This is a genomic window from Vibrio casei (assembly GCF_002218025.2).
GTDB lineage: Bacteria > Pseudomonadota > Gammaproteobacteria > Enterobacterales > Vibrionaceae > Vibrio > Vibrio casei.
Genome location: NZ_AP018683.1, coordinates 1 through 16,253, shown reverse-complemented (window position 1 = coordinate 16,253; position 16,253 = coordinate 1). Strand labels below are relative to the sequence as shown.

Genomic DNA, 16,253 nt, shown 5'->3' with positions numbered 1-16,253 from the left:
TGACGCGCAACAGGGCTGATTTTAAAAACCAAATGCGCCTATCACTTAACTTAAAACGATGTAAATCGAGCAAATGTGTGGCTTATGAGAAATTTAAACCTAAGAAATTTTGGATTGAAAAATCGCGATATGGGAAGGGCATTACATAATGCTTATCAAGAAAATGGGAATGGATATACGGCAAACGCAACCGTCAAAACTTCATTGCATCAATTCGCTCAATTTCTAAAAGAATCAGGAGTAAGAGATCTTAAGAACGTCCAAAAAGAGCACGTAAAAGCATACGCTCAACAATTATTAGAGCGTTATGAAAATGACTCAATCAGTGCCAGTACAGCACAAAACTACCTCTCCGCTATCAATGTTGCGATGAGCAACGCGCGGATGGACAAACAATGCCATATCAACCCAGTAAAGGACTCAGGATTTCCCACGAAGTCAGGTATTGCAGAGATGAATAAATCTGTCACTTACGAAACTTTAGAGGAAGTAAAAAGAGAACTCCCCGCCAGGTTATCAGCGCAACTCAATCTTCAAAGAACATTAGGATTAAGGTTTAAAGAATCCGCTCTCATCGATGCAAAAAAAAGTTTAACCGAAGCGATTGAGACAGGAAAAGTGACCATTGAAAATGGAACGAAAGGGGGAAGAGCAAGGGTCATTCCTATTACCGGCCAACCTCAAATCCATGCTCTCGAAAACGCCAGTAAAGTCCAAGAAAATAACCGGTCTCTAATTCCTAAAGCCCTTACATGGGCTCAATATCAGAATACTTGTTATAAGGAGATGGAAAATAAACCATTTAATTTTCACGATCTCAGACACAGCTATGCCCACGAACGCTACCAAACATTACTAGGTCAATCGTGTCCAGTCCAAGCGAATATCTCTCACAAAGACCACCATCAATACTTAAGTAAACAACTAGCCTGCACAATCGAAGATGCGAAACAAAGAGATCACACCGTAAGAGCACAAATATCAAGAGAACTCGGACATAACAGAATATCCATTACCAATAACTATCTTGGATAAACCAAATGAACAGACAAACAGTAAAAAGTATCTATCAAAGCATGAGTGAGTATTACCGAAAAGGTAAAAAAAGCGGTTATAAGAAGAAACAAATGAAACGCCTGATAAGAATCATTCAAGACATATTACAAAATGAAGGAACAAGCCAAATAAAAACAATAGGGAAAAGACAAATAATTGGATATTGGAGAAGAACCGAACACGAAAGCCCTCAAACCAGGAGAGAAAAATACAACATATTGAAAAAATATTTTGAGGTCACTAATGAAAAGATCAAAGTACCTCAACCACGTGAGAAGAGCATAAAAGATATTGCTCTTTCGGCTACGCCGACCCCTACCCAAACAGAGCGACTTTTCAGCTCTTAAGGTATTCATTTTGGTCGTTTTCCGTGGAGATTTTTCTCTTACCCTTTCGGGCTGCCCTACGCTGTGTGTAAAGGCTTTCGCCCCCCATCCAAGTCACACAACACTAATCAACTATTCCTTTTCCGCATGTCCCCTCTAGCAGCTATAAGGGGCGGTTTTATCGTGCTTAACGCAAGTTATGATTAGTGCCTTTACCTTCCACCTATCGGACTGTCCCTTGGTCGGTGGATGATGCGCGTCGCTTTGTCCAAAACATCTTGAGTCCAAACAAAGTGCAGAAATACTTGATAGAGGTCGTTTGAGTGGTTAAACTGAAAGGACTTCGGTGCAGAAGTATTTCGAATTGGGCAGCCCTGCAAGGCTGCCTTTTTTCACATCTATATACATCATAAATCTAAATAAAAAAAACCTCAACGATCCCACACCTAAAAAAACATTTCGATTTTAACAAAAAAACAAATGGTTAAGATTAGTACCAACAAGAAGTACATGTGCGCACAGGTACACATTCTTACATATACACATGTGCGCACATGTACATCCATAAAAACCAAAAGTGTGCGCACAAGTGATCTTATTAATTTATTGAGTTATTCTCTAATAAATTAATTTATTGGCTATATAAAATGAAAAACACCAACAAAAACAAATTGTCATCAAAAAAAAATATCAGATTCGAACATGAATTAATAAATGAAATAGATGAAAAAAAAGGATCACTGATACCTTTTTCCGCGTGGGTTAAACAAGCGTGTAGAGAAAAATTGGATAGGGACAAGTGCGCACAAGTGCGCACAAAAAAGCCACATTTATCACCTAAAGTTGTAAAACCGAACAATGAAAAACCAAGAAAAGCCAGCGAACAACAAAACTCAGCCAACAAGAAAAGGGCTGACGAAACGATAAAATTGCTATTAGATGGTATAAGCTCTTTAGATACTCAAGATAAACGCAGAATAATAAATTCAAGATATCCTAAGAATGAACTTTATAAATCACTCAATGAACGTGTGAGTAAAGATTCAATAAGAAAATATTGGGATGAAGCGTTTAAGCGTTTAAAGGATTAGAAAAGGTCGCCACTAGGGCGACCTTTCATCAATACAGCTTATGGACGTTATGTTAAACCCCCGAGATACGGTCACAAAAAAGGCCGCCTAGGGCGACCTTTAATCTACGCAGTTTTGGATAAATTACACTCTGACAGAGGCATCATTGTATGCTTTTGATTTATCTCTTTTCCCAATGGCGACTACGAAAACAACCACTCGCTCATCTTTAACTTGGTAAACTAATCGATATCCTGATTTTCTTAATTTGATCTTATAACAATCAGGTAGTTCTCTTAACTTATTAGCTTCAACTCTAGGGTTCTCTAGGAGTTTAGATAATTTATTTTTGAACTGCTTTTGTATCTCGCTATCCAGTTTTTTCCATTCTTTCAACGCTCTTCGATCAAACTCAATATCATAAGTCATCCAAAGAAACCTTTACTGCTTGTGGTGATTTTAATCGAGATTGAACTAAAGCAATTAAATCTTCATCTTCTTGATTAATCAAAACCGTTTTAAATGGCAGCTTCTGGTTTACAGCTACATATTCAAGTGTTTGACGTAGTAACTCAGACGGAGATACACCTAAAGCATCAAGAGCCTCAAAAGATCTAGATTTCAAATCATCATCAATTCTAATATTTACGGTTCCCATAACACACCTGTATATACAATTGTAATTACGCACAGTTTAGCACAACACAAAAAAGGCCGCCAGTGGCGACCTTTCCTCAATGCAGCTTACGGGTGTTACGTTAAATTCGTATTAAGTGCCGTTACGTTAAATTACGCGCTTCAAGGATAGAACGTGAATATTCTCTTTCTGCATCAGTGATTAATTCGGCTTCTGTTCCATCCAAATTCAATCTACGTTTACCGTTGATAACCGCATTCAGATACACATCACTATGCGTCCACCTTTGTATTGCCCAACTAGCAGCCTTACTACTAATCCCTTGCTCTCTTAATTGCAGAACTATGGATCTACCTATGCCTTTAGCTAAAGGCATAGGTAGGTTTAAGCTTTTAACAACATTAAGAGCTGCTTGACATCCTCCCCCTGCTAAGTCGCAGGGGGATTCCCATTACTAGGGCGCACGCTAAATTGCTTTAGGTGCAAGTTCCTGATTCATCAAGTGGCTAACGCCGACTCTCCACAGGCTAACAAGCGGTGTCCCCGCTCTAAAATATTTAATGCACCAACAATATCCGCATTGTTGATGTAACCACACTCGACACACTCAAAATGAGCTTGTGTCTTGCGGTTTTCTCTCGATACATGACTACAGCAAGGGCAGGTTTGGCTTGTGTATTGAGCTGGTACAGCAACAACTAAGCCGCCATTCCATAACTGCTTATACTCAAGTTGTCTTCTGAACTCATACCAACCTTGATCGAGTATTGATTTGTTCAGCCCTGACTTGGCTTTCACGTTCTTGCCGTGTTCTTCTGCATTGCCTTTCGATGATTTAGACATATTAGATACACGTAAGTCCTCAATCGCTATCATTGCGTGATTCTTGCTGATTTGATTTGAGGCTTTGTGTAGGTAGTCCTTGCGGCAATTCGCAATGAGAGTGTGTAGCTTTTGAATTTTGGCTTTCTGCTTCATCCAGTTGGCGGAAAATTTAACTTTTCTTGATAGCTTGCGCTGCTCGATAGCCAAGCGTTTTTCATGCTTGCGAAATGCGTTAAGCGGTTTTAGGTGCGAGCCGTCAGACAGCGTGATGAACTTGGCAACGCCCATATCAATACCAACGGCAGATGTAGTGTTATGCTTAGGCTCATCAATATCTTGCTCTACTTGGAACGAGATATACCAGTGACCTGATTTAAAGCTCACGGTGCAGTTCTTGATGTTGCCTTGCACTTCTTGAGACTTGCGAAACTTCAACCAACCGAGCTTGCTTGGTAGTTTCACTCGCTTACCGTCTAGCTCGCAGTATTTGTTGAAGTTAACAAAGCGAATTGAGTCTTGGTTTTTGCCTTTTTTCTTAAATCTAGGCTTATCAGCCGCTAGTGACTTGTCGAAGCATCGCATCCAAGCACCATGCAAATCTTTAAGTTTTTGCTGTAGGTTATCGGTGTACGCCTCTTTGAGCCAAGTAAGGTCTTCTTCTTTTTTCCACTGCGTCACCAGTTTATTAAGCTCAAAAGCACTTGGGATCTTCTCGCCAGACTCCAGCTTATCTACGCAGTAACGCAAGCCTTGGTTCCACACAAATCGAGCATGACCGCAAAGCACAGCAAGCCTAGCCGCTTGAGCAGCAGTAGGCTCTAGTCGAAACTTGTATGCTTTACGTATCAACATGACAATCAGTGTGTAGAATGATAATGTATTTATTATAAGTATTTGCAACGAAAAGGCAATATCAGTGAGTGAAGAATTTAATAAAGGTCGGCACAGTTGTTATTCACTACATTTACACCTCGTTTTCGTAACAAAATACAGGAGAAAAGTATTTGGAGATTTGCACTTACAAAGCCTTGAGGCGACTTTTAGAGAGCTTTGCTTGGGTTTTGATGCGGAGTTAAAGGAATTTAACGGAGAGCCTGATCATGTTCACTTATTAATATCAACATCCCCGAAAACACCTAGCGTTGCAAAACTGGTTAACTCGTTAAAAGCAACCAGTTCACGCAGGATTCGTAGAGAGTTTAATGATGTGGCAGGGGCGTTTGGTAAGAATGTTCTTTGGAGTCGTTCTTACTTTGCTGGAACATGCGGAGGTGCGCCACTAACTGTTATTCGCCAGTACATCGAACAACAGGATAGACCGCATTAAGGTGCTATCGCACCTTTGGCTATTCCCCTCCCTGCTCTTTCGCAGGGAGTACCCTAGCCATTTAGGATGGCTATCATGAAAGGACTTAACGGGTTGTGAAATCGTTTGAGTACTCCGAAAAGCCAGCTCGCCAAAGCTGGTTTTTTCACATCTGGGAAATAGATTAATCCCAAAAGCGATTGATCTCAATGATCCTTTTAACCGGTCATAACTTCCCAAAACGGGGTTCTAGGGATTTTCCCCTCTAAAGTAACATAAATCGCCACAACCCTCGCAGTTAATGGCTTGTGGAGCTGGGTTACCTTTCATTTTAGACTTCATTTTCAACAATAGGCCTAGTTATTTCCTGTAAATCAGGTAGTTTGCGGTTACTAGCGAACTGATAAGTGCCGCTCAGATTAATGTTCTGCCATGCAACGGGTGATACTTGTCGAGTTATTGCTGCTTTTTCCTCGTCACCAACTTCTTCAAAGTGCAGTAATAGATGACTTAGGATCATCGAGTTAAAGTAGATAATAGCATTTGCCGTCAAACGGGCACACTCGTTCCAGACGACTATTTCTGATTCGTTTTTTCCACGGAACTGGTCACGATTGACCGATGCAATAGCTCGCCTGAGGAAATGCCAGGCTTCGCCTCGGTTCAGTGCTCGTTGAACATATTGGCGCAGACTTGCATCATCAATATAATCAAGTAAATATTGGGCTTTGATGAGCCTATTATATTCCGTTAATGCTTGTAATATAGGGTGTCTAGATGGATAACCAGATAATTTGCGTACTAGCAATGCCTGTGTTGTGCGTTTTTCTTGAAGGGATAACACAATACGCTGAATATCCTGCCAGCCTTCTTCAATCACATTCATTTTTATCGGCTTTTTCAGCGCCAGATGCGTGTTTCCGTCGTCGCTTTCAGTTACGTTAAATAGGTCATTGATCACACTGGTGAACTGAGCATACCTAGGCGCAAAACTATAACCGCATAAATCCAATAAGGCATAATTAACATGATTAACACCATGGGTGTCGGTTGAGAGGACATCTGGCTTAAGATCACTAGTATTAGATTTGATCTGCTCCAGCCAGACTGGACACTTCATTAAGCGACATTTTGCTGTTCAAAGTTAACAGGGCTTAGATACCCAAGAGCACTGTGCCTTCTTGTCCGATTATAATCAACCTCTATGTACTCGAAGATCGTTTGACGCATCTGGTCTCTCGTCATAATCGGCTCATATTGGATCGCTTCAACTTTCATCGAATGGAAGAAGCTCTCAACACAAGCATTGTCCCAGCAGTTTCCTTTCCTACTCATACTTTGCTTTAGATTATAAACAGTTATGAGGTCTCGATAATCTTTTGAGCAGTACTGACTACCTCGATCACTATGAACGATAACCTGCTCAGGAAATTCGCGACGGAACAAAGCCATTGATAGAGCATCACAGACCAGCGTAGCCGTCATTCTGGTATCCATAGACCATCCGATTACTTGTCTTGAGTAAAGGTCAATAATTACTGCCAAGTACAACCAGCCTTCGCTTGTCGCAACATAGGTGATGTCTCCCGCCCATTTTTCATTCGGAGCCGCTGCGTTAAAGTTCTGAGCCAGCAAGTTTGGAGCAACTGGCATTTGATGCTTGCTGTCTGTCGTGCACTTAAATTTACGTGCCGCTTTCGGCGTTAAATCTTGACGCTTCATACTGGCCGCAATGGTTTTCACATTGTGGTTATCACCGCTCTCAGACAGTTCTTTTTGGATTCGCCTTGAGCCATCTCGGCCTTTGCTGTTATCAAAAGCTTCTTTGACCTTTGTATCAAGCTCTTGGCGAACTGCCTCGCGTTGGCTAGCCTTATGGCGATGTTTAACCCAGTAATAAAACCCACTTCGGGATACCCCGAATACCTTAGCCATACGTACAATATTGAAGTACATCAGGTGTTCGAGCATAAATTCGTAGCAATTTACTTTAGATTTTTCGCGAAGTAGGTGGCGGCCTTTTTTACAATTTCTAGCTCTTCTGCTTGCTCAGCCAACTGCCTTTTGAGCTTGGCAACCTCTGCGGCTAGCTCTTGTTCTCGCTGACTAGTATTGGTGTCTTTCTTCGAGTTCTTCCGCCACCCGTAGATTTGAGATTCATGTAAAGAAAGCTGCCTTGCAGCCGCAGCTACTCCCACTCTCTCTGCTAGTTTTAGGGCTTCTGCTTTAAATTCAGGGGAATGTTTAATTCTAGTTTTCTTAGTTGTCATTGTTCACCTCGTTAGTGATTGTACTCACTTAACTCAGTGTCCAAAACAGCTGGAGCGGATCAATTGTAGTAAGTCGTAAATATAATGGGACTCATGCTCATTAGATCCTATGATACGGGCATTTAACGCACTATGATTGGCAACTAACGTCATGGCCGTAATACCTTTGTTGGTGCCGAAGTATTTCGAGGAGTAGCGAGTTTTAAAAGTCTCAAGGTGAGTTTCAAATTTTTGCCCATCGGTACTGGCGTGCAGGACGTCTTCTTGGATGTGATAGTGGCGGAAAATAGGGAGTGCCGCTACTGCGTTATTGATGATATCACTAGCCTCTTGCAAGGTTTCAGGCCTAATATAATTAGCTTGTATAGTGCTTAGATGCTCATAACTGCGATCAGATATTTGTGCCATCCCATATACGCCGCGATGTGTCGCATTCGCAATTAGAATAGCCAATAAATCATCCTGATTGGCGTCTACTTGTTTTTGTATTGGCAGCACGTGTGCGAAGCATTGCATAAAGTTGGTTTCTTGTTCAACATAACGCAACACATCAGCAATACTGACGGGGATCATTTGTTTAAAGAAAGGGTTGTTGACAAGTGATTGGGAGCCTTTAACTGGCAGTCGCCATCGTGTGCCACTTCGGCTCTTCATGATCACATTGCGGTTATCACCATTATCAATGTGACGAGCAACATCTTCTAGGGATGTTGTTAAGCGTATTTGTTTTACTTGCAGTAGCTTCTGAATCGGCTGCTTTAGCTTTTCCAATGTTGATGATGCCAATAGATCAGGCTGTATTGACGATGCAATTAAGTCGTCTTCTAGCGCACGATATTTAGTGACGTTTGATAAGTAAATTCGACCATTAAGCCGAGAAGCCAGTTGACGGTAAAGCAACCATTCGTATCGCTGTGGATGAACAACATCCTTGTTAATTAACCATGGACGATGTTTTTGTTGGATAAGTGTACTATCCATTGTTTGCAATGTATTACCTGCTAATAGTTCTGTTTTTGTGGTTTTGAGCTGGGTCACTAATGCTTCTGAGCCTTTACCTGCTTGGCATTCAAGACATAGAAACACGGGCCTTAATAACTGCTCAATTAACCCGTTTTGATCATCATAATATTGCCATTGATATTCTTCTACCGTGCGTTTTTGCTTTTTTAAGTACAGGCATAGCGTTTCTATATCTTGGTTATTCATTACACTTAATGCTTGTTGCCTAACCGTTGCAAATGGTTGATTATCGTCGATACTGTCATCAACAAACAGATGCAGTAATTCTGCGGCTTTGGTGACATTGTCTGCAGCTGACCTCCATGAGTCAAACACTGCCTGTTGGGCAAACGCATGCGCAGCTTCTTGTTGTTTACGGATATGATGAATAAACCCATCAGCCAATCGCTCTAGGCTTTGCCGTATGCGTTGAGTCAGAAAACACAGCAACCATAGGTGTTGCTGTGGACGCTTAAAGCGTTTTAGTTTACTGCCATAATAATCCACCATTTCACCGAAGTGTTGTTGGTTTTTAGACGATAAGGCTAAGCCCTTAACAGCATTATCAATCTGTCTTGTATAAGGCTGTAACTGATGATACACCGTCAGTTCTTTTTTTAGCTCTGTCACCATAACGCTTTTTGCACCGGCTCGAAGCTGGCTTAAGGAGAGCCCATCTTTGTCATCGATAATAGTATTTAGAAATCCGTGTAGTTCAGATGAAACATGAATACGAAGCTTATTATTTAACGCCTTCTTGACCTGTTGGATAACACGACTGATAAGCTTTTGTAAGACAGTATATTTAGGGATGGCAATTCTATGCGTTGCTAGATATTCAGCGGCTGCATCGAATAGATAACGAGGCTCAAGCCAAGCTTTGCCGACCATAACAAGATGTTCGTACAGCGGCGCAAAGTGCAGACTTTCGTCCCATTTCTGATAGTTTAATAACCTCAGTATTCTTTGATATATACGGTCACGCTGCATCTTATTAATGCTGAAAGGCCTGATCCCTTTGCCTCCTTGAACTTGCGTTGAAATAAACTGCATATCGTCAAAGATGAGGTTAAAGCTAGGTGAAAGAATCACAGGCTTAGACTTAAAATACCCTAATAACGCAATGAAATAGCATCGGTGGTTCCTTAGGCGAATACTTTTCAACTCTGTTAACTCGATCTCGTTTGGCGTAAAATACAATCGTTGTTGTTCAAGTGATAATAGCGGCGGAGAATATAGATCAAGCTGCTCAGCTTTGGTAAGAATTGATAGTTCGTTTTTTATAGCCATAGGAATTAAATTAAGTTTAAGGGGTTGTTAACCTCATAATTTGCCATACTTTGGAGAAGTAACCCACCTTTGTATGCCTTTAAATATGGTGAGTATGGCGATTTATGTTACTTTAGAGGGGAAAATCCCTAGAACCCCATACAGCAAGTCCAATACGGCCAGCGCCAATAGTCCCAAAATGCATACCTTCAACGTCATAACTTCGTGTCACACAGTCTGCAATGTTCTAGACTGGCCCCCTGAATCTCCAGACGCCCTTGTTGCCAAAGGACGGGGAATAGCCATGGTCAGCCGGACCATGGGCGTGTCGCGTGCGCAACTGTCACTGCGGATTAACCGTTCTGCCGACTGGCAGGACAGGCGCTGTAACCGGCGTAATGAAGAAGCAGACGCAGAAATACTGTCGGCTATCCTCAACATTATCAGCGATATGCCGAGTTATGGTTATCGACGCGTGTGGGGCATCCTGCGCAAGCAACGTCGCACAGAGGGACAACCACCTGTGAATGCCAAACGGCTTTACAGGATAATGAGCGAGCATAACCTGTTGTTGTTGCATGACAAACCAGAGCGACCGAAGCGTGAACATAAGGGCAAGATAGCGGTGGCAGAAAGCGATATGCGCTGGTGTTCAGATGGCTTCGAGTTCGGCTGCGACAACGGCGAAAAACTGCGGGTCACGTTCGCGCTGGACTGCTGCGACCGTGAGGCCATAGACTGGGCAGCAAGCACGGGAGGCTATGACAGTTCGACCGTGCAGGATGTGATGCTGAGGTCGGTGGAAAAGCGCTTTGGCGACAGGCTGCCGGAAACACCAGTGCAGTGGCTGACGGACAACGGTTCAGCATATACCGCGTATGAAACGCGGAGGTTCGCCGAAGAGCTGAATCTGGAGCCATGTACAACAGCGGTGAGCAGCCCGCAGAGCAATGGCATGGCCGAACGGTTCGTGAAAACGATGAAAGAAGACTATATCGCGTTCATGCCAAAACCGGATGTGAGAACAGCACTGCGAAACCTTGCAGTAGCGTTCACGCATTACAATGAAAACCACCCGCACAGCGCGCTGGGATATCACTCCCCGAGGGAATACCGGCGGCAGCGGACATTGTTAACTTAAGATACAAAAGCTGTTCGGAGATGGAGGGTCAAGATCATCTGCTCGGTCAACTTCCGTAGATTGTTTATGTCAAGTTTTACATTTATCTTATTATTTCTCAGAAGAAAGAGGGAATTAACGTCATGATGCATTTATAAAGTATTGTAATCAGAAACTTCAGCTTTATTCATGAAATTTAACGATGAAATACTAAATTGTTTCAATGAGAGTAAAAAGAATGGGTGATTTCTGTGGATAGCATCATTATGGGGCGGACATAAAATCGGCCTGACCTGCTCTTAGTCACTCAATACACCGCGATGTTAAAATGTCAAAACCCGTTTTTGGTTTAAAGCTGATCCAGAGAAAGAAACAGGGTTAACTGCTGGATATTTACCTTTTCCAATAGGACCCTAGTTTCACATTCTACCGAGCATAGCCTTTATGCCCTGCATGCATCAAAGCTAATAGCGTCGTCTAATACCGCTACACTTGCCGTTTATGGGCATTTGCCAGGCTCGTCAGAACGAAGCATGACAAGACTGATGTAAATCCACATGCCAGTGCCCCCTCCTGTTCCACAAGGACTGAACAAAAGTGGAGCACTATTCCGCGCATCTATTTTTTCGTGCTTATCTCTCGTTCATTCCTGAGCTGGGACCTGTCACTTTTCAGACCAGTGTGGAAAACATAAGCTATTAGTATTTACCTATAACCAATGTGTTTATTGCAGCTATACCGTTAAAAACGTCAAACATATACTGGTGCCGGCCTGACAATGTCATTTCTGACGGTGGGGCCGCCATCCATCAAGGATTCGGAGCGGGTGTGGTGCGCCAACGATCGTCAGAAAAGCCTGCAGAACGCAATGGCTGGTTTTTTGGCAGGCAAAGATAGCTCAGAAAAATGTAAAAATCTGGTGATTAAAAAATCCGCTCTACACTAGCGACTGGGAGTGACGGTGACGCCTGTCATGGTGGTATTGGATAGCTCAGTGCACTCTTTCATCGGCTGCGTTTTTCCCGATAAAAATTCTCGCTGAACTCCAGTAAACTTTTTAGTGGGCGACCAGACCCGTGTAAGCATAGCGTGGGTCTGGTCTCATGGTTCTATTGTCCAGAATGCGTCCTGGCTAGCTGCGCCATATCTTTCTCTAAACGGTCGAGGCAGTCAGCGTGAATATCCGCCGGTGATGCTGCGCCCGTCAGAGTCATCGTTACCTTCATATCTTCAGCATACAGGCGCAGCAGGTGTGCGACACCAGCTTCTCCTGCCGTCGCCAGCGCATAAATATATGAACGTCCCAGCAGTACCCCTTTTGCGCCAAGGGCAAGCATCCGGATAACGTCCACCCCGGAACGCACTCCTGAATCGACCAGAACCGTGAGATCATCGCCGATGGCATCTACCACCCGAGGTAGCGCCCTGGCCGTTGGAATTGCGCCATCAAGCTGCCTGCCCCCGTGATTAGAAACCACAATGCCATCAGCGCCCAGACGGACGGCATTCTTTGCATCTTCAGGGTCAAGGATACCCTTGATAATCAGCTTCCCTTTCCAGCTGTCGCGTATCCACTCCAAATCGTGCCATGCAATGGAGGGGTCGAAGTTATTGCTTATAAACCCCATATAGTCGTCCATCGTCATCTTGTGTCCGGTGTAGGTTTCAATGTTGCCAAACGACAGGGGTCTGCCAGCCAGCCCAACGTCTATGGCCCAACGGGGGTGGGTACAGGCCTGCAGATATTGTCTCAGAGTGGCGCACGGTCCGGACATACCCGAGCGATTATCGCGATAGCGCGAGCCGGGGATGGGCATATCGACGGTGAAAACCAGCGTTTTCATCCCTGCGGCCCACGAGCGTTCGAGAGCATTGCGCATGTAACCGCGATCTTTAAGCACGTACAGCTGTGACCAGAGCTCTCCGGAGGCATGCTGCGCAACTTCTTCTATCGGGCATACCGATACCGTGGAAAGGGTATAAGGGATGCCGGCGTCGGTTGCGGCTCGCGCCGCTTTGACTTCGCCGCGCCGTGCGTACATGCCAGTGGCTCCTACAGGACCCAGCGCGACCGGCATTGCCCATGACGTTCCAAGGATATTAGTCGTCAGCGTCGGGTCGCCAACACCACAAAGCACCCGCTGACGCAGCGCAATTGAGGCGAGTTCAGTTGAGTTCGCGTGCATGGTATTTTCTGCTACTGCGCCGCCATCAATATAATCAAACAGAAATCGAGGAAGGCGATGACGGGCGGCCTCACGATAATCGGCGGGAGCTGAAACGATCATTTTTCTTTCCTTATAGATCTTAACTAAATTTATGTTCTGTAGGTAGAAAGAGTATAGATCCAATGAAATGAGGGGGGAAATGAAATTTTAGAATCCCGGTCATGCAGAAAGGGAATAACCTGTTTTTTAAACGCTGGTGATTTTTCTGATGAAGTATTTCTGCTGAAAATGTGTTCATTCTCTGACAGCAATATTTGATAAATAACTGCGCGGAAAGTAGATAACTTTGAAGGTACTCAGCCCGGATTGTGCGATGTGGTCAATCGCCAAAAAGGAACAAACAAACCAGCCCCCCAAGTATAGTGGGTATTTTTAACGTCAGGACTTCAGTTAAAGAAAATCATCTCAGTCGAGAAGAAATGGAGCAGATGGGAATCACCGAGAGCGTTGTCATCGATATGATTGAAAAAGTCGTTGCGCATGTGTTGCTGTGGATGGCGGAAAAGCGCTTGTTTTTTTTCGATTATTTTACCTGATGAAGCTTGACCTAGGGAAGGTGCGAACAAGTCCCTGATATGAGATCATGTTTGTCATCTGGAGCCATGGAACAGGGTTCATCATGAGTCATCAACTTACCTTCGCCGACAGTGAATTCAGCAGTAAGCGCCGTCAGACCAGAAAAGAGATTTTCTTGTCCCGCATGGAGCAGATTCTGCCATGGCAAAACATGGTGGAAGTCATCGAGCCGTTTTACCCCAAGGCTGGTAATAGCCGGCGACCTTATCCGCTGGAAACCATGCTACGCATTCACTGCATGCAGCATTGGTACAACCTGAGCGATGGCGCGATGGAAGATGCTCTGTACGAAATCGCCTCCATGCGTCTGTTTGCCCGGTTATCCCTGGATAGCGCCTTGCCGGACCGCACCACCATGGGGTTGTGGCGATTTATGTTACTTTAGAGGGGAAAATCCCTAGAACCCCAAAACAAAAAAGCCTCCCTTTGGGGAGGCTTTTTTGTGTCTAAATCTGGGTTCGCACTATGGCCGTTATAGTAAATCCCCTTTCACTGTATTACAATAATTACACCGTAATACAAAGAGGTAAAAAGTATGCCGTCTATGTCCGTTAGAATCCCTGAAGAAGTAGAAAAAAAATTAGTCATACTTGCTGAATCAACAGGTAGAACAAAGTCATGGCTAACAAACCAAGCCATTCAAAGTTACTTAGATCGCGAACTTTGGCAGGTCAATGAAATCAAAAAAGCTATTAATGAAGCAGACTCTGGACAGTTTTCTACTGATAGTGAAGTGAAAAAAACTTTCTCTAAGTGGGGCGTGAATGCAGGTTAAATGGCTCAAAAATGCATTACTAAACCTAGAACATTCCGCGGATTACTTAAATGAACATAATCCTCAAGCAGCAAGAGACTTTGTTAAGGAAGTTTACGATCTAATGGAACTGCTCAAAGAAAATCCTGCAATGGGAAGAACAGGAAGAGTATTTGGCACTCGAGAACTTATCTTACAGCGGTTCCCTTACTTAATACCTTATCGAGTAAAAGATAATTGCATTGAAATATTGCGAGTATTTCCTACCAATATGTCTCAACCAGATTTTTGGTAAAGAACAATGAAAGGTTACTATAGTAAACTTTCATTAATGCAGTTTATGGACGTTATGTAGAATCAACATAATACCGCCATAAAAAAACCTGCAATAGCAGGTTTTTATAAATACACATTTTTCCTATGCCCTAGGTGTGTAGCAAGAATAATAAGTTCATCATCTTCAATACTGCATAATACTCTATAGTTACCCACTCGATACCGCCAAAATTGACGCTTATCTCCTCTCAAAGATTTACCTTTTGAACGAGGGTCATCTAATTGTGCAATACCATCCAAATAATCAATAATCGTAGATGCTGCTTTCTTATCGAGCTTCTTTAATTCTTTTACTGCTTTTAAAGAATACTCAATCGTCCAAGCCAAGTTCTTTCCTTACTTCATCAGCTGAATAAGTTTCCATTTCTCCATTTTTCACTTTTTGAGAAACATTTTCCGCCAGGTAGTAATCTTCAAGATTAGAAAGATGCTTAAGTATTGCCTCTCTCGCATAGTAAGTTTTCGTTCTGCCTGTCTCTTGGGCTAAATGAGATAATCTATTTTCAATATCTTCAGGTAGTCGAATAGCTAACATAGGTACACTCCATAAGTGATATACATGTATATCATAGCAAATAAAATAGATTTTCTCGCATATTTTTTAGGTTCGCTATATGAGCATTATGTTCAATAGGCCAACTAGCTATCAAAAACACTCACTAGAGCGTCTAAAACGCGCTTAGACATCTTTTATCCATACAACCCACACCCATCTACCACTCAAACCCCCTGTAAGTTTATGACAGTTTCAGGTGGGTTTTATCCGTAATCTATTCCGAGTTCATTTGGGAGTGAAAAACGCCTCTAAAGGCTTTTTTATAACGTTAATATCGGCAGTTACGTTATTAATTATTTGATTACTTATGAATCATTTTATATATTGAAAACAACACGTCGTTGACGTTGAGTCCACACCTCTTGAAAGTGGCGCTACCTCGCGTAGTAAAGGGACACTAACCGGCACCATCCCATTGCGGAATCAGGATATAAATATAGAGATGTAAGATAATCAAGCAGTGAAGCACGCGACAGTGCCCTGTTTTAATCTCACACGCTCTCAAATCACCTATAGTTTTGAGCTCAAACACATCAAGCCATAAAACTATCCTTAATAAATACAGCGCCTGGTTAATTCAGGCTATCAAGCCGCACTGTGCTCACTGGCTCAGTGCGGCCTATTACCCGATACAACGCTTGCACCAGTCGTGCAGAACAGTCGTCTAATTTCCGATAGGAAATTAGACGACTGGAATGAATTCGCAAAATAAGCTTTTAAAACATCATATTACATGTTGCCTTCACCTGACGTTTTGCGACGTTTTCATTCCCTGCACACTCTTCATCGGCGATTTGGGCATACGATGCGTGACTTCGTCACTGGCGATCGTATAGCAACGCAAACCAAATGCATGAAGAGAAAAAAAAGCACCGCCCAAAAGGCACACACATGATCAGAGGCATGCAATAAGGCCGTTTCC

At 43.1% G+C, this 16,253-nt stretch carries 15 protein-coding genes and 3 pseudogenes; 8 read left to right on the top strand and 10 right to left on the bottom strand.

What is annotated here, in order from left to right; all coding sequences use genetic code 11:
• Nucleotides 1-84 precede the first annotated feature (84 nt).
• From VCASEI_RS19335 to VCASEI_RS19830, 3 genes are all read left to right on the top strand, one after another.
• Nucleotides 85-1,035, top strand: a complete 951-nt coding sequence (locus tag VCASEI_RS19335; RefSeq protein WP_089111022.1) for an integrase domain-containing protein — start codon at nucleotides 85-87, stop codon at nucleotides 1,033-1,035.
• Nucleotides 1,036-1,040: 5 nt separating this feature from the next.
• The gene (locus tag VCASEI_RS19330) at nucleotides 1,041-1,403 is read left to right on the top strand and encodes a hypothetical protein (protein ID WP_193002453.1); all 363 of its coding nucleotides are present in this window, start codon (nucleotides 1,041-1,043) and stop codon (nucleotides 1,401-1,403) included.
• A gap of 626 nt (nucleotides 1,404-2,029) precedes the next feature.
• Nucleotides 2,030-2,473, top strand: a complete 444-nt coding sequence (locus VCASEI_RS19830; RefSeq protein ID WP_089111023.1) for a DUF3950 domain-containing protein — start codon at nucleotides 2,030-2,032, stop codon at nucleotides 2,471-2,473.
• A gap of 123 nt (nucleotides 2,474-2,596) precedes the next feature.
• Here VCASEI_RS19830 and VCASEI_RS19320 read toward each other — a convergent pair whose 3' ends face one another.
• From VCASEI_RS19320 to VCASEI_RS19305, 4 genes are all read right to left on the bottom strand, one after another.
• The gene (locus tag VCASEI_RS19320) at nucleotides 2,597-2,881 is read right to left on the bottom strand and encodes a type II toxin-antitoxin system RelE family toxin (protein ID WP_089111024.1); all 285 of its coding nucleotides are present in this window, start codon (nucleotides 2,879-2,881) and stop codon (nucleotides 2,597-2,599) included.
• On the bottom strand, nucleotides 2,871-3,110 hold the full coding sequence (locus VCASEI_RS19315) for a type II toxin-antitoxin system RelB/DinJ family antitoxin (protein WP_089111025.1): 240 nt from the start codon (nucleotides 3,108-3,110) through the stop codon (nucleotides 2,871-2,873). Before VCASEI_RS19315 ends, VCASEI_RS19320 begins: the two co-directional genes overlap by 11 nt.
• Nucleotides 3,111-3,231: 121 nt before the next feature.
• Nucleotides 3,232-3,465 carry a ProQ/FINO family protein gene (locus VCASEI_RS19310; RefSeq protein WP_089111026.1) on the bottom strand — a complete coding sequence of 78 codons (234 nt, stop codon included), beginning with the start codon at nucleotides 3,463-3,465 and terminating at the stop codon, nucleotides 3,232-3,234.
• A 122-nt stretch (nucleotides 3,466-3,587) separates the two neighbouring features.
• On the bottom strand, nucleotides 3,588-4,766 hold the full coding sequence (locus tag VCASEI_RS19305; protein ID WP_110957887.1) for an RNA-guided endonuclease InsQ/TnpB family protein: 1,179 nt from the start codon (nucleotides 4,764-4,766) through the stop codon (nucleotides 3,588-3,590).
• A gap of 58 nt (nucleotides 4,767-4,824) precedes the next feature.
• Here VCASEI_RS19305 and tnpA point away from each other — a divergent pair, with 58 nt between their 5' ends.
• Nucleotides 4,825-5,241, top strand: a complete 417-nt coding sequence (gene tnpA, locus VCASEI_RS19300) for an IS200/IS605 family transposase (protein ID WP_089110684.1) — start codon at nucleotides 4,825-4,827, stop codon at nucleotides 5,239-5,241.
• 310 nt (nucleotides 5,242-5,551) lie between these two features.
• Here tnpA and VCASEI_RS19295 read toward each other — a convergent pair whose 3' ends face one another.
• The 3 genes and pseudogenes from VCASEI_RS19295 to VCASEI_RS19285 all read right to left on the bottom strand — a co-directional run.
• Nucleotides 5,552-6,322, bottom strand: coding sequence for a Tn3 family transposase (locus VCASEI_RS19295; RefSeq protein WP_394347164.1), 771 nt, complete (start codon nucleotides 6,320-6,322; stop codon nucleotides 5,552-5,554).
• A gap of 17 nt (nucleotides 6,323-6,339) precedes the next feature.
• Nucleotides 6,340-7,490 (bottom strand): IS3 family transposase gene (locus VCASEI_RS19290; protein ID WP_110957783.1). Its coding sequence is split into 2 segments (ribosomal slippage): nucleotides 6,340-7,247 and nucleotides 7,247-7,490, totalling 1,152 coding nucleotides; the frame shifts between segments, so codons are not numbered across the junction.
• A gap of 63 nt (nucleotides 7,491-7,553) precedes the next feature.
• Nucleotides 7,554-9,782 (bottom strand): annotated as a pseudogene (locus tag VCASEI_RS19285) (Tn3-like element ISKox2 family transposase); the annotation flags it as partial.
• Between the two features lie 241 nt (nucleotides 9,783-10,023).
• Here VCASEI_RS19285 and VCASEI_RS19275 point away from each other — a divergent pair.
• Nucleotides 10,024-10,902, top strand: a pseudogene (locus VCASEI_RS19275) (IS3 family transposase); the annotation flags it as partial.
• A gap of 1,088 nt (nucleotides 10,903-11,990) precedes the next feature.
• Here the strand turns inward: VCASEI_RS19275 and lldD are convergent.
• Nucleotides 11,991-13,169 (bottom strand): FMN-dependent L-lactate dehydrogenase LldD, encoded by a 1,179-nt coding sequence (gene lldD / locus VCASEI_RS19265; protein ID WP_001572339.1) that lies wholly within the window; start codon nucleotides 13,167-13,169, stop codon nucleotides 11,991-11,993.
• Between the two features lie 559 nt (nucleotides 13,170-13,728).
• Between lldD and VCASEI_RS19250 the strand changes: the two are divergent.
• The 3 genes and pseudogenes from VCASEI_RS19250 to VCASEI_RS19240 all read left to right on the top strand — a co-directional run.
• Nucleotides 13,729-14,064 (top strand): annotated as a pseudogene (locus tag VCASEI_RS19250) (transposase); the annotation flags it as partial.
• A 156-nt stretch (nucleotides 14,065-14,220) separates the two neighbouring features.
• Nucleotides 14,221-14,460: a CopG family ribbon-helix-helix protein gene (locus VCASEI_RS19245; RefSeq protein ID WP_089111018.1), complete on the top strand. Its 240-nt coding sequence runs from the start codon at nucleotides 14,221-14,223 to the stop codon at nucleotides 14,458-14,460.
• Nucleotides 14,450-14,734: a type II toxin-antitoxin system RelE/ParE family toxin gene (locus VCASEI_RS19240; RefSeq protein ID WP_089111019.1), complete on the top strand. Its 285-nt coding sequence runs from the start codon at nucleotides 14,450-14,452 to the stop codon at nucleotides 14,732-14,734. Before VCASEI_RS19245 ends, VCASEI_RS19240 begins: the two co-directional genes overlap by 11 nt.
• Nucleotides 14,735-14,838: 104 nt before the next feature.
• On the opposite strand, the gene VCASEI_RS19235 is transcribed toward VCASEI_RS19240, so the two are convergent.
• Nucleotides 14,839-15,102 carry a type II toxin-antitoxin system RelE family toxin gene (locus VCASEI_RS19235; RefSeq protein ID WP_089111020.1) on the bottom strand — a complete coding sequence of 88 codons (264 nt, stop codon included), beginning with the start codon at nucleotides 15,100-15,102 and terminating at the stop codon, nucleotides 14,839-14,841.
• On the bottom strand, nucleotides 15,086-15,310 hold the full coding sequence (gene relB, locus VCASEI_RS19230; protein ID WP_089111021.1) for a type II toxin-antitoxin system RelB family antitoxin: 225 nt from the start codon (nucleotides 15,308-15,310) through the stop codon (nucleotides 15,086-15,088). Before relB ends, VCASEI_RS19235 begins: the two co-directional genes overlap by 17 nt.
• Nucleotides 15,311-16,253 lie beyond the last annotated feature (943 nt).

Coding starts and splice junctions, on each gene's coding strand:
- VCASEI_RS19335 (WP_089111022.1), top strand. CDS start 85: ATGAGAAATTTAAACCTAAGAAATTTTGGATTGAAAAATCGCGATATG.
- VCASEI_RS19330 (WP_193002453.1), top strand. CDS start 1,041: ATGAACAGACAAACAGTAAAAAGTATCTATCAAAGCATGAGTGAGTAT.
- VCASEI_RS19830 (WP_089111023.1), top strand. CDS start 2,030: ATGAAAAACACCAACAAAAACAAATTGTCATCAAAAAAAAATATCAGA.
- VCASEI_RS19320 (WP_089111024.1), bottom strand. CDS start 2,881: ATGACTTATGATATTGAGTTTGATCGAAGAGCGTTGAAAGAATGGAAA.
- VCASEI_RS19315 (WP_089111025.1), bottom strand. CDS start 3,110: ATGGGAACCGTAAATATTAGAATTGATGATGATTTGAAATCTAGATCT.
- VCASEI_RS19310 (WP_089111026.1), bottom strand. CDS start 3,465: ATGCCTTTAGCTAAAGGCATAGGTAGATCCATAGTTCTGCAATTAAGA.
- VCASEI_RS19305 (WP_110957887.1), bottom strand. CDS start 4,766: ATGTTGATACGTAAAGCATACAAGTTTCGACTAGAGCCTACTGCTGCT.
- lldD (WP_001572339.1), bottom strand. CDS start 13,169: ATGATCGTTTCAGCTCCCGCCGATTATCGTGAGGCCGCCCGTCATCGC.
- VCASEI_RS19245 (WP_089111018.1), top strand. CDS start 14,221: ATGCCGTCTATGTCCGTTAGAATCCCTGAAGAAGTAGAAAAAAAATTA.
- VCASEI_RS19240 (WP_089111019.1), top strand. CDS start 14,450: ATGCAGGTTAAATGGCTCAAAAATGCATTACTAAACCTAGAACATTCC.
- relB (WP_089111021.1), bottom strand. CDS start 15,310: ATGTTAGCTATTCGACTACCTGAAGATATTGAAAATAGATTATCTCAT.